General features: G+C 68.7%; 21 protein-coding genes. 6 read left to right on the top strand and 15 right to left on the bottom strand.

Annotation, left to right across the window (positions count from 1 at the left end; translation table 11 throughout):
• Nucleotides 1–7 precede the first annotated feature (7 nt).
• Nucleotides 8–775 carry a class II glutamine amidotransferase gene (locus tag GBZ48_RS17630; protein WP_174472198.1) on the top strand — a complete coding sequence of 256 codons (768 nt, stop codon included), beginning with the start codon at nt 8–10 and terminating at the stop codon, nt 773–775.
• Nucleotides 776–820: 45 nt separating this feature from the next.
• Here the strand turns inward: GBZ48_RS17630 and GBZ48_RS17625 are convergent, their stop codons facing one another.
• The 4 genes from GBZ48_RS17625 to GBZ48_RS17610 all read right to left on the bottom strand — a co-directional run bounded on the left by GBZ48_RS17625 (nt 821) and on the right by GBZ48_RS17610 (nt 5,655).
• Nucleotides 821–2,032 (bottom strand): ATP-binding response regulator, encoded by a 1,212-nt coding sequence (locus GBZ48_RS17625; RefSeq protein ID WP_174472197.1) that lies wholly within the window; start codon nt 2,030–2,032, stop codon nt 821–823.
• 99 nt (nt 2,033–2,131) lie between these two features.
• Nucleotides 2,132–2,581, bottom strand: a complete 450-nt coding sequence (locus GBZ48_RS17620) for a DNA polymerase III subunit chi (protein ID WP_174472196.1) — start codon at nt 2,579–2,581, stop codon at nt 2,132–2,134.
• A gap of 35 nt (nt 2,582–2,616) precedes the next feature.
• Entirely contained in the window at nt 2,617–4,125 is a 1,509-nt protein-coding gene (locus GBZ48_RS17615) for a leucyl aminopeptidase (protein ID WP_174472195.1), read from the bottom strand.
• A gap of 129 nt (nt 4,126–4,254) precedes the next feature.
• A complete protein-coding gene (locus GBZ48_RS17610; protein ID WP_174472194.1) occupies nt 4,255–5,655 on the bottom strand; it encodes an RsmB/NOP family class I SAM-dependent RNA methyltransferase in 1,401 nt (466 codons plus the stop codon).
• Between the two features lie 378 nt (nt 5,656–6,033).
• Here GBZ48_RS17610 and mltA point away from each other — a divergent pair, with 378 nt between their 5' ends.
• The 3 genes from mltA to GBZ48_RS17595 are packed head-to-tail and all read left to right on the top strand — an operon-like array spanning nt 6,034 to nt 8,573.
• On the top strand, nt 6,034–7,212 hold the full coding sequence (mltA, locus tag GBZ48_RS17605; protein WP_246307268.1) for a murein transglycosylase A: 1,179 nt from the start codon (nt 6,034–6,036) through the stop codon (nt 7,210–7,212).
• Nucleotides 7,209–7,751, top strand: a complete 543-nt coding sequence (locus GBZ48_RS17600) for a GNAT family N-acetyltransferase (protein WP_174472192.1) — start codon at nt 7,209–7,211, stop codon at nt 7,749–7,751. Before mltA ends, GBZ48_RS17600 begins: the two co-directional genes overlap by 4 nt.
• A gap of 57 nt (nt 7,752–7,808) precedes the next feature.
• Nucleotides 7,809–8,573: a TrmH family RNA methyltransferase gene (locus tag GBZ48_RS17595; RefSeq protein ID WP_174472191.1), complete on the top strand. Its 765-nt coding sequence runs from the start codon at nt 7,809–7,811 to the stop codon at nt 8,571–8,573.
• 43 nt (nt 8,574–8,616) lie between these two features.
• On the opposite strand, the gene GBZ48_RS17590 is transcribed toward GBZ48_RS17595, so the two are convergent.
• Complete coding sequence (locus GBZ48_RS17590; protein ID WP_174472190.1) at nt 8,617–11,166, bottom strand: HWE histidine kinase domain-containing protein; 2,550 nt, start codon at nt 11,164–11,166, stop codon at nt 8,617–8,619.
• 394 nt (nt 11,167–11,560) lie between these two features.
• Between GBZ48_RS17590 and GBZ48_RS17585 the strand changes: the two genes are divergently transcribed.
• Together GBZ48_RS17585 and GBZ48_RS17580 are read left to right on the top strand one after the other, a co-directional pair.
• Nucleotides 11,561–12,175, top strand: coding sequence for an NUDIX domain-containing protein (locus GBZ48_RS17585; RefSeq protein WP_174472189.1), 615 nt, complete (start codon nt 11,561–11,563; stop codon nt 12,173–12,175).
• A 47-nt stretch (nt 12,176–12,222) separates the two neighbouring features.
• Nucleotides 12,223–13,131 carry a LysR family transcriptional regulator gene (locus GBZ48_RS17580; protein WP_174472188.1) on the top strand — a complete coding sequence of 303 codons (909 nt, stop codon included), beginning with the start codon at nt 12,223–12,225 and terminating at the stop codon, nt 13,129–13,131.
• A 31-nt stretch (nt 13,132–13,162) separates the two neighbouring features.
• Here the strand turns inward: GBZ48_RS17580 and recN are convergent, their stop codons facing one another.
• The 10 genes from recN to GBZ48_RS17530 form a co-directional block, all read right to left on the bottom strand.
• A complete protein-coding gene (gene recN / locus GBZ48_RS17575) occupies nt 13,163–14,839 on the bottom strand; it encodes a DNA repair protein RecN (protein WP_174472187.1) in 1,677 nt (558 codons plus the stop codon).
• Nucleotides 14,840–14,847: 8 nt separating this feature from the next.
• Nucleotides 14,848–15,663 carry an outer membrane protein assembly factor BamD gene (locus tag GBZ48_RS17570; protein ID WP_109050313.1) on the bottom strand — a complete coding sequence of 272 codons (816 nt, stop codon included), beginning with the start codon at nt 15,661–15,663 and terminating at the stop codon, nt 14,848–14,850.
• A 126-nt stretch (nt 15,664–15,789) separates the two neighbouring features.
• Nucleotides 15,790–16,515 (bottom strand): protein phosphatase CheZ, encoded by a 726-nt coding sequence (locus tag GBZ48_RS17565; RefSeq protein ID WP_246307267.1) that lies wholly within the window; start codon nt 16,513–16,515, stop codon nt 15,790–15,792.
• A gap of 221 nt (nt 16,516–16,736) precedes the next feature.
• Nucleotides 16,737–17,822: a protein phosphatase CheZ gene (locus tag GBZ48_RS17560; protein ID WP_174472186.1), complete on the bottom strand. Its 1,086-nt coding sequence runs from the start codon at nt 17,820–17,822 to the stop codon at nt 16,737–16,739.
• Nucleotides 17,823–17,935: 113 nt separating this feature from the next.
• Nucleotides 17,936–18,301, bottom strand: coding sequence for a chemotaxis response regulator CheY (locus GBZ48_RS17555; RefSeq protein ID WP_012974572.1), 366 nt, complete (start codon nt 18,299–18,301; stop codon nt 17,936–17,938).
• Nucleotides 18,302–18,546: 245 nt separating this feature from the next.
• Nucleotides 18,547–20,601 (bottom strand): M24 family metallopeptidase, encoded by a 2,055-nt coding sequence (locus GBZ48_RS17550; protein WP_174472185.1) that lies wholly within the window; start codon nt 20,599–20,601, stop codon nt 18,547–18,549.
• A 158-nt stretch (nt 20,602–20,759) separates the two neighbouring features.
• Nucleotides 20,760–21,230 (bottom strand): tellurite resistance TerB family protein, encoded by a 471-nt coding sequence (locus GBZ48_RS17545; protein WP_098739485.1) that lies wholly within the window; start codon nt 21,228–21,230, stop codon nt 20,760–20,762.
• 94 nt (nt 21,231–21,324) lie between these two features.
• Nucleotides 21,325–22,215, bottom strand: a complete 891-nt coding sequence (locus GBZ48_RS17540) for a 50S ribosomal protein L11 methyltransferase (RefSeq protein WP_174472184.1) — start codon at nt 22,213–22,215, stop codon at nt 21,325–21,327.
• Nucleotides 22,216–22,335: 120 nt separating this feature from the next.
• Nucleotides 22,336–23,532 (bottom strand): hypothetical protein, encoded by a 1,197-nt coding sequence (locus GBZ48_RS17535; RefSeq protein WP_174472183.1) that lies wholly within the window; start codon nt 23,530–23,532, stop codon nt 22,336–22,338.
• Nucleotides 23,533–23,741: 209 nt separating this feature from the next.
• Nucleotides 23,742–24,029 (bottom strand): hypothetical protein, encoded by a 288-nt coding sequence (locus GBZ48_RS17530; protein WP_246307266.1) that lies wholly within the window; start codon nt 24,027–24,029, stop codon nt 23,742–23,744.
• Nucleotides 24,030–24,102 lie beyond the last annotated feature (73 nt).

Genomic DNA, 24,102 nt, shown 5'->3' with positions numbered 1-24,102 from the left:
TCGGTCGATGTGTCGGTTTCTTGCCTATTGCGGCGAGCCTGTGTTCCTGGAAACGCTGGTCTGCACGCCCTGTCACTCCCTGATCGAACAGTCGATGCACGCCGCGGAGGCGAAGACCGAGACCAACGGCGACGGTTTCGGCGTCGGCTGGTACAGCGAGCGGACCGAGCCCGGCCGCTATTGCGAGATCCGCCCGGCCTGGTCGGACGAGAATCTGCAATCGATCTGCAGCCATGTCCGCTCCCATCTGTTCTTCGCCCATGTGCGGGCGGCGACCGGCACCGCGGTCAGCCGGGCCAACTGCCACCCCTTCAAGGCCGGGCGCTTCCTCTTCATGCACAACGGGCAGGTCGGCGACTGGCCGCGCCTGCGCCGCCGGGTGGAGGCGATGATCCCGGACGAGCTGTACAGCACCCGCACCGGCACCACCGACAGCGAGGCGATCTTCCTCGCCGCCCTCGGCCAGGGGTTGGAGCGCGATTCGGTCGGCGCCTTCCAGCGCGTGCTGCACGCCATCCGCGACGAGATGCGGGCGCTGGACATCACCTCTCCGCTGCGCTTCACCGCCACCTGGACCGACGGCGACCGGGTTTGGGCGGTGCGCTGGGCCTCCGACGACAAGCCCCCGAGCCTCTATTGGCGCCGCGGCGAGAATGGCCTGGTCGTTGTGTCGGAACCGGTCGATTCCCAGCGCGACCAGTGGCGTCCGGTGCCGCCCAGCGGCGGGCTGGTGGCGCGCGTCGGCGCCGCGCCGGAGATGTTCACCTTTCATTGAGCAGGCGGGATCGGGGAGGGAGGCGTCCGGCGCCCTCCCCTCGCATTAGAGCAGCCGGTCCTTCGGCAGCAGGATTGTCACCGCCGTTCCGCGGCCCGACACGCTGTCCAGTTCCACCCCGCCGCCATGCAGTTCGGCGAAGCGCCGCACGATGGGCAGGCCCAGACCGACCCCCTCATGCTGGCGCACCAGCGAGCGTTCGGCCTGGGTGAAGGGGTTGAAGATGCGGCCCATCAGTTCGGTCGGGATGCCCGGCCCGTCGTCGCGCACTGTCAGCCCGACGAACTCGCCGCGATCCTCCACCGCCACCCCTACATGGCCGCCGGACTGGGTGAACTTCACCGCATTGTCGAGCAGGTTCAGCACCATCTCGCGCAGCCGCCGGCGGTCGATGCGCATGCGGAAGGGCGGACAGGGCTGAACGGTGAGCGACAGCTGCTTGCCCACAGCCTTCGGCGCCAGCATGTCGGCGCAGCCGGCCAGCAGTTGCGGGATGTTGACGTCGCTTTCCTGGATCTCGATGGAGCCGGTGGAGCCGCGCGTATAGTCGAGAATGTTGTTGACCATGGTCAGCAGCGACCGGCCGCTTTCCTCGATCAGCTTCACATATTCCAAATAATCGGGATGGCCCAGCTTGCCCATCCCCTCGGCCGCCAGCACGTCGGCGAAGCCGATGATGGAGTTGAGTGGGGTGCGCAACTCGTGGCTCATCACCGCCAGGAAGTCCAGCTTGGCGCGGTCGGCCTTGCGCGCCGCCTCCAGCGCGTCCGACAGCTCCGCGGTGCGTTCCGACACCCGGTGTTCAAGCTCGCGGTTCTGTTCGGCGGCGCGGCGGTAGAGCTTGCGGATCTCCACCATGTTGCGGACACGGTGCAGCAGTTCCCAGGCGATGAATGGTTTGGTCAGGAAATCGTTGGCACCCAGTTCCAGCGACTTGCGCCGGGTTTCCTGATCGGTCTGGGCGGTCAGCACCAGGATCGGCACGTAATCGTCGCCGAAGACCGGCTTCAGCCGCTCCATCAGGTCGAAGCCGCTCATGTGCGGCATGCGGATGTCGATCAGCAGCAGGTCGAACGGCTCGGCCGCACAGAGATCAGGCACCTTGCGCGGATCGGTCTCGCCGCGGACCCGGCTGTACCCGTCATGGCTGAGGATTTCCCGCAGGAGTTCGACGTTGGACGGGTTGTCGTCCACGATCAGGATGCTCGCGTCCTTGACCTGCTGGGCGAGCGCCGGGTCGATCTGGCTCCTGTTCATCGGAGCATGCACCTTTGAACCGTCCGCATAGGCAATCAATTTTGCCTCTGAACGGATCGAATGCAATGGAAATGAACGGACACCGTCAAAGGCAGCCGCTCAGGCACGCTTTTCCCAACCGCCGCGGTCGGTCTGCTGCCAATAGGTCAGGCTGTGGCCGGCTGCCTTGCAGGCCTTCCAGCGCTGGCGGGCGGCCAGCACCGCCTCCTCGTCGTTGCCGTCGAACAGGTCGCAGACGAGGTCATAGCCATCCATCCGGTCGCTGACGCAGCCATCCACCGTGACCAGCACGGTGGCGCTGTTCGGATTCTCGTCGCTGTCGGTCAGCCACACCGGCTGGCGCTCGGCGAAGCCGTCGCGCGCAGCCCCGTGCGGCAGGAAGGAGCCGGGATCGTAGGTCCACAGATGCTGGTTCAGCATGTCCACCCGCTCGACCGAGCCGGCCAGCACGACGGCACGCCAGTTCCGCTCAAGAACCTTCTCCAGGATCTTGGGCAGCGCCTGTTCCATCGTGCGCCGTTGCAGGTGGTAGAAGCGGACTTCCGTCATGGCCCCTTCACGCACGCAGACATTTCCTTCCGCGGTCAGGCTTCGTGGAAGTCGGCCACGAAGCGGTCGAGCAGCCGCACGCCGAAGGCCGACGCCCCCTTCGGAACCGTGGCGCCGTCCTTCTTCGCCCAGGCGACGCCGGCGATGTCGATGTGCGCCCACGGCGTGTCGTTGACGAAGCGCTTCAGGAACTGCGCGCCGACGATGCTGCCGGCGCCGCCGCCCGAACCGGTGTTCTTCATGTCGGCGGCCGGCGACTCGATCTCCTTGTCATAGGCGTCGCCCATCGGCATGCGCCACACCGGCTGGCCCACCTTCAGCCCGGCGGCCGTCAGGTTCATGGCGAGATCGTCGTCGTTGCAGAACAGGCCGGCATGCTCGTGGCCCAGCGCCATGATGATGGCGCCGGTCAGGGTGGCGAGGTCGACCATCAGCTTGGGCTTGTAGACGTCCTGCGCGTACCACAGGCAGTCGGCCAGCACCAGGCGGCCTTCGGCGTCGGTGTTGATGACCTCGATGGTCTGGCCCGATGCCGAGGTGACGATGTCGCCCGGACGCTGCGCGGTGCCGGACGGCATGTTCTCCACCAGCCCGACGATGCCGACGGCATTGACCTTCGCCTTGCGGGCGGCCAGCGCGTACATGGTGCCGATCACGGTGGCGGAGCCGCCCATGTCCCACTTCATGTCTTCCATGCCGGCCGCACCCTTGATCGAGATGCCGCCGCTGTCGAAGGTCACGCCCTTGCCGATGAAGGCGACCGGACGCTTGTCGTCGGCCTCCGGGTTGCCGTTCCAGCGCATGACGACGACGCGCGGCTCGCAGGCGCTGCCCTGGGCGACGCCCAGCAGGGCGCCCATGCCGAGCTTGCGCAGCTTCTTCTGGTCGAGGATCTCGACCTCGACGCCGAACTGCTCCAGCTCCTTCGTCTTCTCGGCAAGGCTTTCCGGATAGATGACGTTGGCCGGCTCCGACACCAGATCGCGGGTGAAGCGGATGGCGTCGGCCAGCGTGTCCAGCTTCTTGAAGGCCGACTTGGCCGCGCCGTCATCCTCGACCAGCAGCGTCAGCTTGCGCAGGCTGGGCTTCGGCTCCTTCTTGTCGGACTTCCGGTCGTTGGTGCGGTACTTGTCGAACTTGTAGGAGCGCAGCTGCGCGCCGAAGGCGATCTCGGCCGCGGCGGCGGCCGGCGACAGGGCGGTCCCCTCCGGCAGTTCGACCAGCAGCGCCGCCTCGTCGGCGGCCTTGTCCAGCTGCACGGCGATGGCGCCGCCGGCGGACTGGAGAACCAGATCGGTCAGGTCGGCGCCCTTGCCGATGCCGACCAGCAGGATGCGGTCAAGCTCGGTCCCGGCCGGGGCGAGCAGCGTCAGCGTCTCGTCCTTCTTGCCGTTGAAGCGGGCGGCGGCCATGGCGCGGGCCAGCGCCCCGCCGGTCTTCTGATCCAGCTCGCGCCCGATCAGGCCGAGGCTGCGGTCGGCGGCGACGGTCACGGCGAGCACGCCGGAGGCCGGCAGGGACAGCTTGGCGAAGGAGAACTTCATCTGGTCCTCTTGAGGGGTTGGGCGAACGCGCCCGGATGGTCTCGACGGCGGAAAGCCTACCCCACCGATAAGGAGCGCGCCACCCCGGCTGTCAAGGGTGGGGAGAGGGAGACGCCCCCTCCCCCTCGCTCACGCATCGATCGCCTTGGCCAGCTCGACGGGATCGACCTCACCCTGCTCGATGCCGACGTCGGAAACGCTCTCCTCCGACACCGTCTCCTCGGCGCGGCGTTCCAGCACGGCGGCGAAGAAGCCGTCGGTGTCGTGGCGGGCAGGCGTCAGGCGCAGGTACGGACCGTCGACCGGCGGCGGCGCGCCGGCCTCCTCCTCCGCCCAGACCTCGGCGACCGGCTTCACGATGAAGTCGTGATGGGTCTGCAGGAAGGCCTCGACCTGCGCCTCGTTCTCGTCATGCAGCATGGAGCAGGTGGCGTAGATCAGCCGCCCGCCCGGCTTCACCAGACGCGCCGCGCTGTCGAGGATGTTGGCCTGAAGCGGCAGCAGCTGCTCCAGCCCCGGACCCAGCTGGCGCCAGCGGGCGTCGGGGTTGCGGCGCCAGGTGCCGGTGCCGGAGCACGGCGCATCGACGAGCACGCGGTCAAACTTGCGCTTGTGGCGCTTCACCCAGGGATCGCGCTCGCTGGTCAGCGGATGCGCCTCGATGTTGTGCAGGCCGGCGCGGCGGAACCGCTCGGCGGCGCGCTTCAGGCGCTTGTCCAGCACGTCGCAGGCGACGACGCGGCCTTTGTTCTTCATCAGCGCCGCCACGGCCAGCGTCTTGCCGCCGGCACCGGCGCAGAAATCCACCACCTGATGGCCGGGCTTCGGCGCGACGGCCAGCGCGACCAGCTGCGAGCCCTCGTCCTGGATCTCGACCAGGCCGTCCTTGAAGGCGTCGACGCTGCCGAGCGGCGGACGGCCCTTCACCCGCAGGCCCAGCGGCGACCACTGCGTGGTTTCCGCCGTGATCTGCGCCTTGGCCAGCGCCTTGATCGCGCTCTGCTGGTTGGCCTTCAGCGGGTTGATGCGCAGGTCGAGCGGGGCCGCCTCCAGCAGCTTCTCCATTTCGACCCCGAAGCGGTCGCCGAGCGAGGCGCGCATCGGCGCTTCCGCCCAATCCGGACATTCCACCCGCACCGTTTCCGGCATGTCGGGATGGTCCATCGTATGGCTTTCCAGCTTGCCGACCATCGCCAGCTCGTCGTCGGTCAGGCGGGCCGGGGCGAACTTGCCGCCGCTGAACATCTCCAGCACCACGCCGGCGTTGCGGTTCTCTTCGAGCAGCAGATAGGCCAGGACGCGGGCGCGCGGGGTGGCGCGCTCATAGCCGCCGCGCTCGATCCACCAGCCGAGCCGGGCATGGCGGCGCAGGATCGCGTAGGCCATCTGGGCGATGGCGGTGCGGTCCTTCGAGCCGATGTAGCGGCGGTTGCGGAAATAGGCGCTCATCACCGCGTCGGCGGGGCGAGGGGTCTCGTCGATCTCGGTCAGCAGATCGATGACCGCCTGGAGGCGGGCGGCGGGTGTCATGGCGTCTGGTCCCTTGGGGTGTCACATGGCGGCGAACAGGACCGGCCGCCCGCATGTTCCCCCCTTGCGGGTCGGGGACGGGATGCAAATTGCGGACGGTCCTTCACGTATGGGCTGTCGATACCGCGTTTGCCGCGTTCTGTCACGTCCTGCCGCCGCGCGGCAGCTCCGCTCGGCCCCCGAACCGTCCTGCCGCGCCCACGCCCGTGACAAGCGGACGCGACCTATCCGAAAGTGCAGGTTGGGGATTGACGACTCGGGGTAACCACCGGCACAAACGGTCGGGTGATGTGACCTTGTCGTGACCGGACCGCCAGGGGCGGGATACCGGTCGGGGGTCTTCGACGGACATATCGGATGCTGGTGGCGGAGTGCGCGATGGCGGCTGCGGCTGGGGTGGCGTGTGCGCGTGACGTGAGGAAAGCCGCAGGCCATGGCCTGCGGATGGCGCTGATGGGAGGGCTGCTGGCGACGCTGGCGGCCTGCGCCGGCACTGCCCCGACGGTGGACGGGCAGCGGCGGACCGCCCAGCGCCCGACCTGGGATCAGGTCTCGCCCGATTTCCGTCACCTCGCCGGCTGGATCGACGACGACCACGCCCAGGCGGTGCCGGCGGTGCAGCGGACCTGCGGCTGGGTGAAGAACCAGCCGCCGGGCAAGTCGCTGGGGCAACTGCGCGCCGCCGGCACCACCGACGACTGGCGCGCCATCTGCGCCGCCGCCCGCGACCTGCCCCCCGGCGACAGCGAGGCGGCCCGCCGCTTCTTCGAGACCTTCTTCACCCCACGCGACGTCAGCAACGGCGAGAACGGCCTCTTCACCGGCTATTACGAGATCGAGCTGCACGGCAGCTGGACCCGGACCGAGCGTTACAACGTTCCGCTCTACCGCATGCCGTCGCGCGGCAAGAACGGCCTGCCCAGCCGCGCCCGCATCGAAAACGGCGCCTTGAAGGGCAAGGGTCTGGAACTGATGTGGGTGGACGACCCGGTCGACGCCTTCTTCCTGGAAATACAGGGCTCCGGCCGGGCGGTCATGGCCGACGGCTCGGTGGTCGGCATCCATTACGCCGGCCAGAACGGTCACAGCTATTACCCGATCGGCCGCCATATCATCGACATCGGCGACGCCACGCCGGAACAGATGTCCTTGCAGACGATCCGGCGCTGGCTGAAGGAGCATCCGGCCGAGGCCCAGCGGGTGATGAACCTCAACCCCTCCTACGTCTTCTTCAAGGTGAAGCCCGAGGTCGGCGCCCGCGGTGCCCGCAACATGGAGCTGACCCCCGGCCGCAGCCTTGCGGTGGATGCCGAGCATATACCGCTGGGCGTGCCGCTGTGGCTGGAGGTGCGCGACGCCCCGGTTCCGGGCGGCGCCATCAACCGCCTGGTGATGGCGCAGGACACCGGCGGCGCCATCAAGGGCCCCGTGCGCGGCGACCTGTTCTGGGGCCATGGCCCGCAGGCGGAGGAAGGGGCCGGCGTGATGAAGGCGCGCGGTCACTACACCATGCTGGCGCCACGCAACCTGTCGGTCGAGACCGCCCAACGGAAATGACCGCAGAGGACCGCATCCGGCTGGAACGGCTGACCGCCCTGCCCGACCGCGGGGCGGCGCTGGCGGCGTTGGAGGAGATCTTCTTCGCCTCCACCACCCGGACGGAGTTCGCGTCCGCTGTCGATCGCGCCGCCTTCCTCGCCACCTGGACCGGCTGGTTCGTGGATGAGGCACCGCGGGACATCTGGATGGCGGTGGCGGCCGACGGACAGGTCGTCGGCTACCTCACCGGCTGCAAGGACAGCGCCGGCACGGTCGAACTGGCCCGGCGCGTCCCGAAATACGAGGCCTTCGCCGATCATTTCGCCGCCTACCCCGCCCATTTCCATGTGAATGTCCGGCCGGGCTGGCGGGAACACGGGCTGGGACGCCGGTTGGTCGACCGCTTCGCCGAGGATTGCCGGGACGACGGCTTGCCCGGCGTGCATCTGGTCACCGCCGTCTTCGCCCGCAATGTCGAGTTCTACCAGCGCGCCGGCTTCACCGACGCCTGCCAGCGCGGCCCCCTGCTGTTCCTCGGCCGCCGCCTCAACACCTGACTTCCGCGGCGCTGCTGTGCTAGGCAGGGGCATCTCCCTGCCGGAAAGCCTGCTGCCATGACCCGTCCGCCCCTGCTGATCGAAAGCCCGCAGAACCCGCAGTTCAAGCTGTGGGAATCGGCGCTGGAAAGCCGTGGGCTGAAGAAGAACGGTAAGTTCCTGCTGGCCGGCCTGAAGACCGTTCCGGAGGCGCTGCGCCACCATCCCGAGCGGTTCGAGCGCGTGCTGTTCAGCGACCCGGCGCAGATATCCTCCTGGCGCCTGCCGCCGGGGGTGGAGCCGGTTCAACTGGCTCCGGCGCTGTTCCGGATGCTGGATGTGTCGGGCACCGGCTTTCCGCTGCTGGTCGGCGCCGTGCCGAAGATGCCGGCCATCGATTTGTCGCAGCCGCCGCAGGGGCTGGAGCTGCTGTGCGCGCTCGGCGATCCCAGCAATCTCGGCGCCCTGCTGCGCAGCGCCGCGGCCTTCGGCGTGTCACGGATCGTCCTGCTGGAGGGGGCGGCGCATCCCTTCCACCCCAAATGCCTGCGTGCGGCGTCGAACGCGCAGTTCACGCTGACCCTGCTGCGCGGGCCGCGCTGGACGGCGGTGAACGAGGCGGCGGGGCCGCTCTATGCCCTGGACGGCGGGGGAGAGGATCTGACCCGCTTCGACTGGCCCGCTGACATGCGGCTGATCCTGGGCGAGGAGGGCCAGGGCGTGCCGGCCGACTGCCCGGCGATGCGGCTGTCGGTGCCGACCACCGGGGCGGTTGAGTCGCTGAACGCCACCGTGGCGGTCAGCGTGGCCCTGTTCGCACGGTACGCGGCGGTCAAAGGGTGAATGGGGCGGGGGTTGGGCGATGGTGGGCAGGTGACCGGACGCCCTACCCCATTACCGACGCCAGCACCTGCACCACCTGATCCGACCCGTAGGGTTTCTTCAGCACCGGCACATCGGCGAACCGCTCCGGCACCGCGGCGCTCTCGCCATAGCCGGTCGCGAACACGAAGGGGATGCCCAGCTCCCGCAGTCGCTCGGCGACCGCGACCGACGTCTCGTTGCCCAGATTGACATCCAGCACGCCGACCACCGGCGGATCCTCATCGATCAGGCGCAGGGCGTGGCGAACGCCGGCGGCAGTGTTGACGCGGCTGGCGTTGAAGCTGAGCAGCACGTCCTCCGTCGCCATGGCGATGATCATGTTGTCCTCCAGCAGCAGCACCGGGCCGCCGATGGAGAAATCGGCAGCCGGAACCGGCAGGCTGCGCCGGCTGCCGGTGGGCAGGCTGTCGGTGATGGTGACGAACTGCGCCGGGATCATGAAGCGGGCGCGCAGACCGGACAGGGCGTAGGTCACCTCCGCCTCGCCCTGAAGATCGTGGGGCACCGACCGCTCGATCACCGTGGTGCCAAAGCCGGTGCGCGATGGCGCCCGCACCGGCGGGCCGCCATTCTCCTGCCAGTCGATCAGCAGCCGCCCGCCCTCGTCGATCGACCAGTCGGCCTCGACCCAGCCGCTGCTGTCGCTGAGCGCGCCGTATTTGGCCGAATTGGTGGTCAGTTCATGCACCACCAGCGCGAAGACGGAGAAGGCCTGCGGCGCCAGCAGCACCTCCGGCCCGGTCAACCGCACCCGCTCGCTCCTGGCCGACAGATAGGCGCCGATCTCCGCCACGACCAGGGCCCGCAGCGAGGCCGGCCCCCAATTGTCGGCGGTGATCTGGTCATGGGCGCGGGCCAGCGCCTCGATGCGGCCGGCGACGATGGCGGCGAACTGCTGCACCGTTTCCGCTCCGGACTCGCTCTGCCGCACCAGGGCGCGGACGAGGCTGAGGATGTTGCGGACGCGGTGGTTCAACTCGGCGATCAGCAGTTCCTGCCGCTCGGCCGCCTCCTTGCGGGTACGCCCGGCGACGTCGGCCAGCCGCAGCACCACCTCCAGCAGGGTCACCCGCAGCGATTCGGCATTGCGCTCGTCAAGCTCGGTCCAGGGCTTGGACCGGCCATGCACCGTCTCCTTCCAGGCCTCGAAGCTCTTGCGCGGCGTGAGGCGCGGACCGTTGGGGCCGTACTGCGCCGGCTTGGTCGGGTCGCCGCCCCAGGTGACGGTGCGGACCAGTTCCTTGCGGAAGAAGACCAGATAGTCGCGCGGCGTCCGCGACACTGGAATCGCCAGCAGGCCGCAGGCCCGTTCGGTGAAGTCGCGGGCCGGCGGATGCACCGCCCCCAACTGATCGGTCAGGTAGATCTTGCTGGGCGGCGTCCGGTGCAGGAAGCGCATGACGCCCAGCGTCTCCTCCCTCGTCGGCGTCTCGCCTTCCATATGCAGCTGGCCGTCGATGCAGCAGGCGAAGCCGTCGCAGTCGATCAGCGCCCGCAGCTCCGTCGCGAAGGTGACCAGACTGTCCAGCGGCGATTCGCTGTCGGCCAGCATCGACATGATGCGGACATGGGCGCGGCGGGCCTGGGCCTCCTGCTGGCTTTCCTGCTCGCGCTCCCGCCCCTCCAGCAGCAGCGAGACCATCTGGCCGAACAGCTCGGCAGTGGTCCGGCGCTCGAAGGAGAGCGAGCGGGCATGGCGGTGGTGACAGGCGAACAGTCCCCACAGCTTGCCGTGCCGCAAGATCGACACCGACAGCGAGGCGTTTACCCCCATGTTGCGCAGATACTCGACATGGATCAGCGAGACGCTGCGCAGCAGGCTGAGCGACAGATCCAGCGGCTGGCCCATCGGATCGACCGTCGGCACGATCGGTACCGGCGACGCGTTCACGTCGGAAATGCAGCGCAGCCAGCTTCGCTCATACAGGCGCCGGGCCTGCTGCGGGATGTCGGAAGCAGGGTATCGCTGGCCGAGGAAGCTGCCGATGCCATGCACCGCCGACTCCGCGATCACCTCTCCCGACCCGTCGTCGGCGAAGCGGTAGACCATCACCCGGTCGAATCCGGTGAGCGCCCGCATCTGGCGCGCCGCCTCGCGGCAGAAGCCTTCGAAGCCGCGGGTGTTCTGGACCCGCGCGATCATCGAGCGCAGCAGGGAGCCCGAATCCTGTGGTCCTTCGCCCTCGCTCGGCTCCGCTTCGATGACGATTGTGGAGCCGGACAGATGGACCGCCACGTCGCAGATCGGGGTGATGTCGGACAGATGGACGCTGAAGGCGCGCTCGACGCTGCCGTTGATGTGGGCGACCTGCAACCGGCCGCGGATGGTGTGCAACGCCTCGCCCGCGATGAAGGAGGCCAGCGGATGCCCCAGCAGATCGTCGGGTTCGGCCCCCAGCCAGCGCCCGATGTTGGCGGAGACATGGACGATGATCCAATCGGCCGTGACGGCGATCAGGAAACCGGTCGGTTGGATCAGGCCCAGCTGGTGGATGGGCTCCCGGTCACAATCGGTGAGGTCGACAGACCCCGTAGGAACCGGGCCACTCATCGAACGAAGACTTCAGACAAACGCGACCTCTGGCGGAAGCTGGACCGGCGTCGTTTGTCACGCGCAGCCAAGGGAATTCATCAACAATCTAGGCAGGAGTCCGGAACGCTGCAACGCTCCAAAATGGCTATTCCTACGTTCTAATTAAGGTTTGTTAACTTAACATAGGATAAGATTTGGAACGTGCTTGCGTATGATAATGACTATCAGACCTTGGCTGCATCGGCAGCGCTTTCGCTTCATAAGGACTTTTCTTCAACTGTGAATAAGCATTGTTGCCGAAGGTCGGCAGCAGCCACAAATTTCCGCAAGGCACCCTTTCATCTTCGGCGGGCTGCCCGCAAGCCGCTCATGACGCAGGGTAACGGCCGTTCCATGACCATCGGGATGCGCCATGACAATCCTTTCCCCAACCGACGATTCCATTGCCTCGGACGAGCGTATCCGCATCCGCGACGTCACGCTGCTGTCCGACGACTGGTATGTTCTGAAGAAGACCACCTTCGACTATCGGCGGAGTGACGGCAACTGGCAGACCCTAAGCCGGGAGACGTATGACCGTGGCAATGGGGCGGCCCTGCTGCTCTACGATCCGACCCGCGGTACCGTGCTGCTGACCCGGCAATTCCGCTTCCCGGCTTACGTCAACGGCCATCCGGAACCGCTGCTGGAGGTGTGCGCCGGCCTGCTCGACGACCGCAGCCCGGAGGAAGCGATCCGGGCCGAGGCGGCCGAGGAGCTGGGCGTGACCGTCCAGGCGCCGCGCCGGGTGTTCGACGCCTTCATGAGCCCCGGCTCGGTGACGGAGCGGCTGGCCTTCTTCGTGGCCGAATACCGCGCCGCCGACCGCAGCGAGGGGGGCGGGCTTGCCGAGGAGGGCGAGGACATCGAGGTGGTCGAGTTGACCTTCGCCGATGCCCTTGCCATGGTCGGCAGCGGGGCGATCCTGGACGGCAAGACCATCATGCTGTTGCAGTATGCCGCGCTTCACGGCCTGCTGCCGCGGTGACGGTCTCCGCCCGCCCCGCTGGACCGGGTGATTCGGACGGGGATTGGATGATCGACGACGCGGATTTGGGCAGCGGGCATTTGGACTGGGAGGACATCCGCGCCTTCCTGGCCACGGCACGCTGCGGCAGCCTGACCGGTGCCGCCCAGCGGCTGAGATTGAGTTCGCCGACCCTGGGCCGCCGGCTGAAACGGCTGGAGGACGCGTTGGGCGGTCCGCTGTTCGACCGGCTGCCCAACCGGCTGGCGCTGACGGCGCTCGGCCGCTCCGTGCTGGACAACGCCGCGGCCATGGGCGATGCCGCCGCGGCCTTCGCCCGCAATGCCGACCGGCTGTCCGCGACGGTACAGCCGGTGCGGGTGACGGCGACAACCTCCGTCTCCGCCTTTCTCACCCTGCATCTGGCCGACCTGCTGGCCGAAACCGGGGCCGACCTGACCATCCTCAGCACCCGCAACGCCCTGAACCTGGCCCAGCGCGAAGCCGACATCGCGTTGCGCATGGACCGGGTGCCGGCCGAAGGCGATCTCGTCACCCGCCGGCTGGGAAGCTTCGGCTTCACCCTCTACGCGATGCGGGGGCTGCGCGACGACTGGTCCGGACGCTGGGACGGCGCAGCCGTAGTCGGGCTGCCGGAAACACGGCGGCGGCCATCGCAATCGGGATGGGTGGACGATACGGTCCGCGACCGCGGTGCCCGCATCGTCGCCCGGCTCAGCGAACTGCCGATGCGGCTCGACGCCGCCCGGCGCGGGATGGGGCTGACGCTGCTTCCCTGCGTGCTGGGCGATGCCGACCCGGCGCTGGTGCGCGTCGTCGATCCGCCGGCCGCCCTGCGTGAGGATGTCCATCTGCTGGTCCACCGCGACCGGCGCGATGCACCGGCGGTGGCCGCGGTGGTGGATGCTTTGGTCCGGCTGTTCCGCCGCCATGCCGAGGCGCTGGCGGCGGAATAGCATTTCTTTTCGGAGCATACGCTCCGAGGGGTCAGCCGCGGCCGGCGATCAGGCTGTCGGCCGCCGCGCGGGCCTCGGCGGTGACGGTGGCGCCGGACAGCATGCGGGCGATCTCCTCGCGCCGCTCGTCGCCATCCAGTTCGGCGACGCCGGTGGTGACCTGCTCGCCCTTCTGCGACTTCTGCACCTTCAGATGGACGGCACCGCGCGCCGCGACCTGCGGGCTGTGGGTGACGACCAGCACCTGCAAACCATGGCCCAGCGTTTCCAGCCGTTCGCCCACCGCGGCGGCGACGGCGCCGCCGATGCCGGTGTCGACCTCGTCGAACACCAGCGTGCCGACGGTGGAGGTCTGGGCCAGCACCACCTTCAGCGCCAGCATGAAGCGCGCCAGTTCACCGCCCGACGCGATCTTGTTGAGCGCGCCCGGCGGCGAGCCGGGGTTGGTTGCGACCTGGAAGGCAACGCGGTCGATGCCCGACGCGCTCCATTCCGACTCGTCCACCGGCTCGACCAACGTGCGGAACTTCGCCTTCTCCATCTTCAGCGGCGCCAGTTCGCCGGCGACCGCCACGTCCAGCCGGCCGGCAGCCTCGCGGCGGGCGGCGCCCAGCGCTTCGGCGGCCTTGTGGAAGACGGCGCGGGCCTGTTCGGCCTCCTTCGCCAGCTTGGCCAGCAGGTCGCCCTGATCCTCGATCAGCAGCAGGCGGCCGGCCATCTCCTCGCGCAGGGCGGCAAGCGCATCGACATCGACGCCATGCTTGCGGGCGGCGGCGCGCAGCGCGAAGAGCCGCTCCTCCAGCTTTTCCAGCGCTCGCGGGTCCATGTCGACACTGCTGGAGACGGCCTGGAGGGCGGCAATCGCCTCCCCCGCCTCGGTCGCGGCCCGGTCAAGGGCGGCGATCACCGGATCCAGCGTGCCGCCGGCCCGGTCGGCGATGCGGCTGAGCGTGCGGATGGCCGAGGACAGGGCGCGCTCGACGCCGCGGTCGCCCGACAGTTCGGCATAGGCGGCGTTCATGCCGTCGACCAGCTTTTCGCGATGCATCAGCACCGCGCGGGTCTCCGACAGTTCCTCCTCCTCGCCGGCCTTGGGGGCGAGGGCGTCCAGCTCGGCCACGGCGTGGCGGAGATATTCCTCTTCGGAGCGGGCGCGGGCGATGTCGGCGGCGGCGGAGTGGCGCGCATCCTCCACCTGCCTCCAGGCACGGTGGGACGCGGCGACCTGCGCCGCCTGGGCCGACAGGCCGGCATAGGCATCGAGCACGCCGCGGTGGGTCTGCGGGTTCAGCAGCCCGTGGGTGTCGAACTGTCCATGCACCTCGACCAGTTCGGCGCCCAGCGTCTTCAACAGGCCCACGCCGACCGGCTGGTCGTTCACCCAGGCGCGGCTGCGCCCATCGGTGTTGACGGTGCGGCGGATCACCAGTGCACCATCGCCGGAATCGGGGTCGAGACCCTGTTCCTTGAGGATGGCGAAGGCCGGGTGGTCGCCCGAAAGCTCGAACTCCGCGGTGACGGAGGCCTGATCGGCGCCGTGGCGCACCAGGCCCGAATCCGCGCGTGCACCGAGGGCCAGCCCCAGCGCGTCGAGCAGGATCGACTTGCCGGCGCCGGTCTCACCGGTCAGGGCGCACAGGCCCTTGCGGAAGGACAGGCTCAGCCGCTCGATCAGGACGACGTCCCGGATCGTCAGCGACACGAGCATGGAGCGTCCTAGAACAGGGAGTTCCAGGCTCGATTGAGCCACGACTTCTCGTTTCGCTCGGGACGCAGATTGGCGTCCACCAGCAGTGCGTAGCTGTCCGTGTACCATTCGCTGCCGGGGAAGTTGTGGCCGAGCACGGCCGCGGCGGCCTTCGCCTCGTCGGTCACGCCCAGCGCCAGATAGCACTCCACCAGGCGGTGCAGCGCCTCAGGCACATGGGACGTGGTCTGGTAGTTTTCAACGACGGCGCGGAACCGGTTGATCGCGGCGGTATACTGATGCTGACGCAGATAGAAGCGCCCGACCTCCATCTCCTTGCCGGCAAGGTGATCGTTGGTCAGGTCGATCTTCAGCTTCGCGTCGCGGGCATATTTGCTGTCGGGGAAGCGGCGAACCACCTCCTGCAGAGCGTCGAGCGACCGGCGCGTCATCCGCTGGTCGCGGCGCACGTCAGTGATCTGCTCGTAATAGCACAGCGCCCGCATGTAATAGGCGTAGTCGACGTCCGGGCTGCCCGGATGAAGCTGGATGAAGCGGTCGAGCGCCAGGATGGCGTCGTCGTACTTCAGATCCTGGTATTGGGCGTAGGCGGCAAGAAGCTGCGCCTTGCTGGCCGCATCCGCATAGGGATGCTGGCGCTCCACCTCGTCGTAGAGCTTCGCGGCCTTCTTGTAGGATTCCTCGCGCATCGCCGCGTCGGCTTCCGACATGAGCTGGTCGGCCGGACGCTCGACATACGCGTCCTCCTTGGTGGAGGAGCAGGCGGAGAGGGCGGCGGACAGGAGGATGGCCGTCAGCGGCAGGCGGTACGGGCGAGGAAGCATCGTCGTCTTGGGCGCTTTCGAAGTTGCCCCTGTATAGCACGCCGGGGTAAGGGCGCCGCAAGCGGTAACGCGGGGGTGGGCGATATGCCCCTCCCCGCCCGCGGCGGAAATTGGATCGAAAGCACCTTATCCGAACAGCGCGTCGATGTCGGCCTGGCTGATGTTGCCGCTGTCGGGCGTGGCCTCGGCCGGACCGTGCAGGTCCAGGTTCTCGTCCTTCTTGGTGACGGACGGCGGCAGCGGCATCGCCTCGAACTCGCGCCTGTTCCACAGGCCCATCATGGCGTCGACCCGCTCCTCGATGAAGGACATGGCGCGGACGACCTTGGTGATGCGCTGGCCGGTCAGATCCTGGAAGTTGCAGGCTTCATAGATGCGGACGATCACATCGACCATGTCGTTGACGCGGTCGTTGTGATAGCCCTCCGGCAGCGACGACTTCAGCTCCGACACCACCTCTTCCAGCTCTTCGGCACAGGCCATGATGGTGTTGGTCGCGGCCTCCGTCGCGGAAACGACGGCGCTCAATTCCTGGCTGGCCTGCTGGAACTTGTCGTCGCCGGCCAGCGGGTGGCGGATGGCGGCCATTTCCACCTTGGTCGCCTTGATCCGGCCTGAGATGTCGGCGATCTCCACCTGGATCTGGTCGATCTGCGCCGCATCCATGGTCAGGAAGCGGTCGAGCTTGGCGCCGAGATCGCCGATGGCGCGCAGCACCTCGGTGTTGTCGGCCTGAACCACCTGCGTCGGCGCCGGAAGCGCCGCCGCGGCGGCGCCATCTTCGATCAGTGCCTGGAACGGGTGCCCGGATTTGCGGGCTTTCTGAAGCTCGGCCATGAAGGGCTTGGTCATCTGCTTCATCCTCGGTCCCGCCTCTCGGAAACGGCCGCCTTGTGGCCTGTGGTGGTGGATGTCTGGTCGCGCGTCGATTCTGCGTTCTGATCGGCTGACCCCTTGCCCCATCCGGCCATCGGCGGGCCGGGGCGGTCAATCCGGGAAACCCATGAGGTTCTGTCGGCTCGGCTTTGTCGGCTCAGCTGTCGGTTCGGAGTCCGCCGGCTTGCGGCCGGCCCCTACCCGAACAGGGCGTCGATGGCCGCCTGATCCAGCGGGACCGGCGGTTCCGCCGCTGCGGGCGGCGGTGGCGGCGGTGCGGGCTTGGAGGCGGCCTTGGCCTTCGGGGCGGCGCCCTGCGGCTTCGGAACCGGCTTCTTCGCGGGGGCGGGCGCATCGAACATGCTGTCGATGTCGGACTGGCTCGCCACCGCGGGGGCGGCTGCCGGTGCCGGGGCATCGAACATGCTGTCGATATCCGCCTGGCTGGCCTTGACCGGAGCGGCCACGGGGGCCGCAGCGGGCATTGGCGCGTCGAACATGCTGTCGATGTCGGCCTGGCTCGACTGCACCGGCGGCGGAGGAGGCGGAGCGGCAGGGGCGGCCGGAGCCGGACTGTCGAACATGCTGTCGACATCGGCCTGGCTGACGCCATGGCCATCCAGTTGTGGACCGTTCAGCAGATGGGCATCCGGACGGGTGTCCGTCTGCTCTTCCTTGACCATGATGCCGGCCAGCCCGTCCTCGCCCCAGATGCTGATCATGGCCATGACGCGCTGTTCGATGTAGCGGAGCGCGTTGACGACCTTGCTGGTGCGCTGGCCGGTCAGATCCTGGAACGAACAGGCGGTGAAGATGTCGTTCACCTGGGTGTCGATATCGCTGCAGATCGCCGGATCGGCGCCGCCGGCCCGCAGCTTCCCCGACAGATCCATCAGCCGCTCGGCGGCGTTCAGGATTTCGAAGGACGCGCGTTCGGTGGAGATGACGATGGCGTCCAGCTCGTTGGTCGCCGACAAAATCTTGTCGCCCGACCCGTCGGGGGGACGCAGCGCCGCCACTTCCCGCCTCGCCTGCTCGATCGAGGCGGCCATTTCCATCAGCTCGCGGCGCAGAACGCCGACATGCTTGCCGGCCTCCACCGCTTCGTTCTGCCGGCTCCAGGAGTCGCGGAACTCCTGAAGCATGGCGCGCACTTCCTCCGTCGCGGCCCCGAGGGACCGCCGGTGGAGCCGCCGCAGGAATGCCCTGCCCTTCGCCGATCGGGCAATGGCGTCCTCGATCTGCTCGAACTCTTCATCGGACAGCTGCGGAAGCTGCTCCAAACCGGTCCACTCCCCAAACTGGATCAGCCGGCCGCCCCGCTGACCCGGGCGGCCGAACCGGGCGCCGGACGGCGGGTGCCGTCCTTGCTGCCCCCACATCGCAAGCCCGAAGATCAGCCGCCGATGACGGCCTGGATCTTCTGCTTCAGCGTGTCGGCGTTGAAGGGCTTGACGATGTAGTTGTTCACGCCGGCCTGCTTGGCGGCGATGACGTTCTCGGTCTTGCTCTCGGCGGTGACCATGATGAAGGGCGTCGCCGCCAGCTTCGCGTCCGCACGGATTTCCTTCAGGAGCTGCAAGCCGGTCATCGGCTCCATGTTCCAGTCGGAGATGATGAGGCCGAACTTGCTCTCACGCAGCTTCGCCAGCGCCGACACGCCGTCGCCGGCCTCGTCGATGTCGGTGTAGCCGATCTGGGTCAACAGGTTCCGCACGATGCGCCGCATGGTGGCGTAATCATCGACGACGAGGATCTTCATCTAGACGTCTCCGCAATAATCCGTTGCCGGTGTCTGACCGGCCGTTACGCCCACCCGGCGCGGGGGCTGCGCCGTAATCCGGGAAGTGATGCCGACTGTAGTGCCCTAACTGCCGCCAAAAGTCATCCCCTTGGGTCACACTGAAGCAGCTGGGTAAAGAACGTGTTACCACGGGCGGCAACATCTTGCGGAATCAGGGGCGCCCCCAGCCTCCGGCCGACAATTGATACAGCCGCCCGCTCCGCTCACAGGGAGGCGGTCGCCTGCTCCAGCCAGCGGCGGGCCGCATCGTCGAGCAGCGGCGACAGCGACTCGCGCACCATTGCATGATATGCGTCGACCCAGGCGGCCTCCGCGTCGCTCAGCAGCGCCCGCTCGATCAGCCCGCGGTCGATCGGCACCAGGGTCAGCGGTTCGAACCCCAGCATCGGGCGTTCGGCCCCGGCCAGCTCACCCGACAGCTCCTCAACCGGCTGGACGACGATCAGATTCTCGATGCGGATGCCATAGGCGCCGGTCTTGTAATAGCCGGGCTCGTTGGACAGGATCATGCCCGGCTGCAAAGCGACGGTGTTGCCGACTTTCGACACCCGCTGCGGCCCCTCATGCACCGACAGGAAGCTGCCGACGCCGTGGCCGGTGCCGTGGTCATAGTCCAGCCCCGCCTGCCACAGCGGCAGACGCGCCAGCACGTCCAGCTGCGAGCCGGTGGTGCCGCGCGGAAAGCGCGCGGTGGACAGGGCGATGTGGCCCTTCAGAACGCGGGTGAAGCGGTCGCGCATCTCCGCCGCCATCGCCGGGTCCGGCTCGCCGACCGCCAGCGTGCGGGTGACGTCGGTGGTGCCGTCCAGATACTGGGCGCCGCTGTCCAGCAGGAACAGGCTGCCCGGCTCCAGCCGGCGGTCGGTCTCCGCCGTCACCCGGTAATGGACGATGGCGCCGTTCGGCCCGGCCCCGGCGATGGTGTCGAAGCTAACGCCGCGGAAGCGTTCGTTCTCCCGCCGGCAGGCCAGCAGCCGCTCCACCACCGCCAGCTCGGTCAGGGTGCCGGTCGGCGCCTCTTCGGAGAACCAGTGCAGGAAGCGGACGAGGGCGGCGCCGTCGCGGACATGGGCGGCACGGGTGCCGGCCAGCTCCGCCGCGTTCTTGCAGGCCTTGGGCAGGGCGCAGGGGTCGCCGTCGCGCTCCACCCTGGCGCCGGCCAGATGCAGCCGGTCGACAATCCAGGCCGAGGTGCAGCCCGGGTCGGCCAGCACGCGGGCGGAACCGCGGGCGACGGCGTCGAGCGCGGCTCCGAACTCCTCGACCGGCCGCACCCGCACCCGATTGCCGAGATGGGCGCGGGTCTGCGGCGCCAGCTTGCGCGGGTCGAGGAACAGCTCCACCGACGCATCGGCGGACAGGATGGCGAAGGACAGCGGCAGCGGCGTGCAGGGCACGTCGGCGCCGCGGATGTTCAGCAGCCAGGCGATGCTGTCCGGCTGGGTCAGCACCGCGGCGGCAATGCCCTTCTGCCCCAGCTCGTCGGCAAGCCGGGCCCGCTTGTCGGCGGAGCTTTCGCCGGCGAATGCCTCGTCCTGCGGCACCACGGGAGTGAGCGGCGCCGGCGGCTGGCCCTGCCATACCGAATCGAGCGGGTTGTCCTCGCACGCCACCAGCAGGATGCCGGCGCGCTCCAGGGCGGCGCGGGTCTTCTCCACCCAGCCGATGGTGTGCAGCCAGGGATCGAAGCCGAAGCGTCCGCCTTCGGGCAGCGCCGCGACGATCCAGTCGGCCAGAGGGTCCTCGATCAGATGCCTGTACTCGTACAGGTCGGCCGGCACCTCGCTGCGGACCTGGAGGGTGTAGCGGCCATCGACGAAGATTGCGGCCTGCCGGGCGGTGACCACGGCATTGCCGGCCGAGCCGGTGAAGCCGGTCAGCCAGCCGAGCCGCTGGGCGCGCGGCGGCACATATTCACCCTGATGCTCGTCCCCGCGCGGCACGACGAAGCCGTCGAGGTCGCGGCGCTTCAGCGCGGCGCGCAGATCGTCCAGCCGCTGCGCCGGACCGGGATTGGCCGTCGGCGCCTCGGCGGCGAGCTGCGCTTTCAGCGCCTGGAGCTGTTCGGTCAGGGCCGGCGGGAGGTTTTCGCCAACCAGGACGGTCCAGGCGGCGGGCTCCTCTCCCTCCGGCGCCGCCAGCACGCCGGCCAGCAGCGCGCGGACATCGGCGGGAGACCGGCCGGTCCCGGCCTCGGTCAGCAGGGTCGCAAGGGCGTCGTCGCCACGATAGGCAGCGGAGGGAATCGCGCTGGGCACGGAACCTGTTCCTCGGAAGAGTGAATCCTGTAGACACAGGCTAGGCACCCCGCCGGCCCTGCGCAAGCGGCGGGGTGGTGGCTATGCCGGTTGAGGTGGGGCCGGTTGGGGTGGGGCACGGTCGAGATGGGGCACGGCTCCGGCCCCCACCCGATCCGTCACACCGGCAGCCCGGCGTCGTCCGGCAGCCCCAGACGCGCCAACACGCGCTTGCGGGCCTCGCCGCGCTCGACGTCGGAGATGTGCAGCAGGCCGCCGATCCGCCGCAGCAGGCTCGATTCCAAATCGTTCAGCACGCCGTCGGCGTAGGCGACCTCCCACAGCATCTCGATGATCCAGAGGCGGTGGCCGGGCGGGCAGCGATCCATGATGACGCTGACGTAGCGGAGATAGGGCGAGACGTCCTCGGTGTCGAACACCGCGGCGGACAGCAGGTCCTGCGCCTCTTCCTCGCTCAGTTTGAAATGGCTGCGGACGACCGACAGGATGCGGTCGCGCTCCGCCTCGGAGATGGTGTCGTCGGTGCGCGCGGCCTCGACCATCAGGGCGGCGGCGGCGGCCTGCAGGGCATCCTCGCCCGGCTCGACGCCGTCGTCGCCCGTGAACAAGGACCGGATGCGGTTCAGCATGGTGGCTCCCCAGCAAGATTTCGGAACATCGTCCCTAGGGGAAGTCGCAAGCCGGCCTTTTTGTTTCAACGGCCCCTGAATTAACGCCCCTGGATCAACGCTTCACCACGAGAGTGGTCCACTCCCCGACCGGGATGCGCGCGACCAGACGCAGGCCCTGGTTGCGGTGGGCCTGGATGACGTGGCGTTCCTGCCGGTTCAGCAGGCCGGCCAGCACGGCATAGCCACCCTTCTTCAGGTGGCGGCGCAGCTGCGGCGCCATGCGCGACAGCGGGCGGGCCAGGATGTTGGCGGTGATCAGGGTGTAGGGCTTGTGCCGGCCGACGATGCGGGTGTGATAGCCGTCGCCGCCCTGGGCGCGGATCATGGTTTTCTGACCGTTCAGCGCCGCGTTGATGCGGGTGACGCGCACTGCTTCTGGGTCGATGTCGACCGCCGTCACCGGCACCCGCCAGCGCTTTGCCACCGCCAGCGCCAGGATGCCCGAGCCGCAGCCCATGTCGAGCGCACCGCCCCGGCCGCCGCGCGGAAGCTTCAGGTGGCGCGACAGCCGGTCGAGCGCCTGGAGGCAGCCGTTGGTCGAACCATGCTCGCCGGTGCCGAAGGCGGTGGCGGCGTCGACCAGCAGCGGGATGCTGCCGGCCGGCACGATGCCCTCGTGGTGGGAGCCATGGACGAAGAAGCGCCCGGCACGAATCGGCGGGAAGCCCTGGTAGCTATGCGACACCCAGTCGATCGGCGGCAGGTTCTCGACAGCCAGCCGCGGCTCCTCGATGCCCAGGGCCTTGGCCAGCACGGCGACGCGGGATTGCAGCCGCGCCTCGTCCGGGGCGCCGTACAGGGTCGCCTCCACCAGCCAGTTGCCGCCTTCCTCCAGTTCGAAGGTCGACACCGCATCGGCATGGTCGCCCACCGCCTCGGCAAAGGCGGGCGCATGGGCTTCGGGAACGACCAGCGCGATGCGCCAGAGCGGGGTTTGCGACATGACAGGGGCTTTCCGACGACGACGCGAGAACAGAAGCGGCGTTTTTAGCATCAAGCCCGAAAGAGACCAAGGATTCCGGAGACCGTCCCGTTTCGATGAAAACCCTTACCGGCCGTCCCCCTAACGACCTGCCAGCCGGTCGGCGATGTCGTGCATGCCCTGGGCACGCAGGACCGACTGGCGATGGCGCAGCAGACGGCGCTCCAGCGCCTTTTCCATGGCCGCCCCGCCGAGCGTCGCGCCGTCCGCCCCCTTCAACCGGGCGGCGAGATCATGGGTCAGCATCGCTTCCACCTTGGCGTCGCGGCGGTCGAGCGGCTGATCGCCGGCGATGCTCTGGCGCAGACGCTCCAGCAGGACAGCCCGGCTCTGCGGCACGCGTCCTTCCAGGGCAAGGCGACAGACCCGGCGCAGCGAGGGGGCCATCGACGCCAGCGCCGGATCGGGATCGCGGTCGAACAGGGCGTCGGCAAGGGTGCCGAGTCCCGCATGCAGGCTTGGCTGGGCGCCCAGCAATTCCTTCACCGTGTCGGCGGACCCCATGATGTCGGCGATCACGCCGTCGAGCAGGACCAGATGCCGCGGCTCGACATCGTCGCCCGTCAGCGCCAGCAGCATGTCCAGCTTCCCGGCGAGCGGTCCGCCGGCCTCCAGATGCTGGGACAGCAGCATGAGGAACAGCGCGTCATGGCCCTCATGCCCGACCGTTTCGTCGATGGCGCCGCTGGTGCCCGGCAGGTCGGCGGCGTCGAAACGCGGCAGCCGGCGCCGTTCGGCCAGGGCATCGCGGGCGGCCCCGGTGACCGCCTCCACCAGTTGGCGCAACTCGCGGGCGCGGGCGGCGTGGGAGACGCCATGGACATCGGTATGGTGACGGGCGGCGGCATGGATGGCGGCGCCCAGCAGCGCCCCCTGCTCCTCCAGCCGGCGGAACAGCGGCCAGGAATGCAACAGTTCGGTCGGGGTGATGCGCTGGGCGTCCAGATAGGGGCGCAGCAGCCGGCCGATCACCACCCGGCTTTCGAACCCGCGCAGGTCGTCCGGCGTGCGGCAGAAAGGCGCACCCTCCGCAGTGCCGCCCAAGGTCAGGCCCTTGCGCTGGGTCTGGGGCACCGTCTTGTGCAGGATCACCGTTTCCAGTGACAGGCCGGCGACGGTGCGGAACTTCACCACCTTCGCCTCTTCCACGCCTGTCGCCGCCAGTTGCGAGCGGGCGGCCGACAGCGCAGCCTCCTGGTCGGTATAGGCCCCCTCGATGCGCCAACGGCCTTCGCGGCGGCTCTGCACCTCGTAACTGACGCTGCCCGTTCCGAACACGGTGGTTGGCCTCCGGCTCCGTTGCACCGCTGCGATCTTGGGCGGCTGCGGCGGCCGCGGCTGTGACGGCCGTCACAGTGCGGCAAGCCGTCCAGTGCCGTGCCCCGGCATAGCGCACCTTGCCAGCGGGCGCAGCTTAGGATCGACCCGCCTTGTCGGCGGGCAATCCCTGACTACAGCCCGCCTTGTCGGCGGGCAGGTTTTGTGACTTAACCCGCCTTGTCGGCGGGCACGACGAAGCTGTCCATCACCTTCTTGCTGCCGGAATGGTCGAAGTCGATCTCCAGCTTGTCCTCCGAGACGCCGACCACGGTGCCGTAGCCGAATTTCTGGTGAAAGACCCGTGCCCCCTTGGCGAAGGGCGCATCGGGCCGCGGCCGCGGCGCCACCGCATAGGCGCCCTGGTCCAGCGTGATCGTCTTGGGCGCCGGCGCCTGACGGGTGGAGCCGCGGAACTGGAAGCCGCCGGCCCCATAGCACCCGTCTCTTCCGCACATCGCCCACGGCCGGCGAATAGCAAGGGGTGGCACCCGGTGGGGGCAGCAACCGTAAAACCAAAAGACAGAGAAA

The organism is Azospirillum melinis (assembly GCF_013340935.1).
In the GTDB taxonomy this organism is placed as follows: Bacteria; Pseudomonadota; Alphaproteobacteria; order Azospirillales; family Azospirillaceae; genus Azospirillum; species Azospirillum melinis.
The sequence above is the reverse complement of the archived record's forward strand: the minus strand, read 5'-3'. Positions and strand labels throughout refer to the sequence as shown.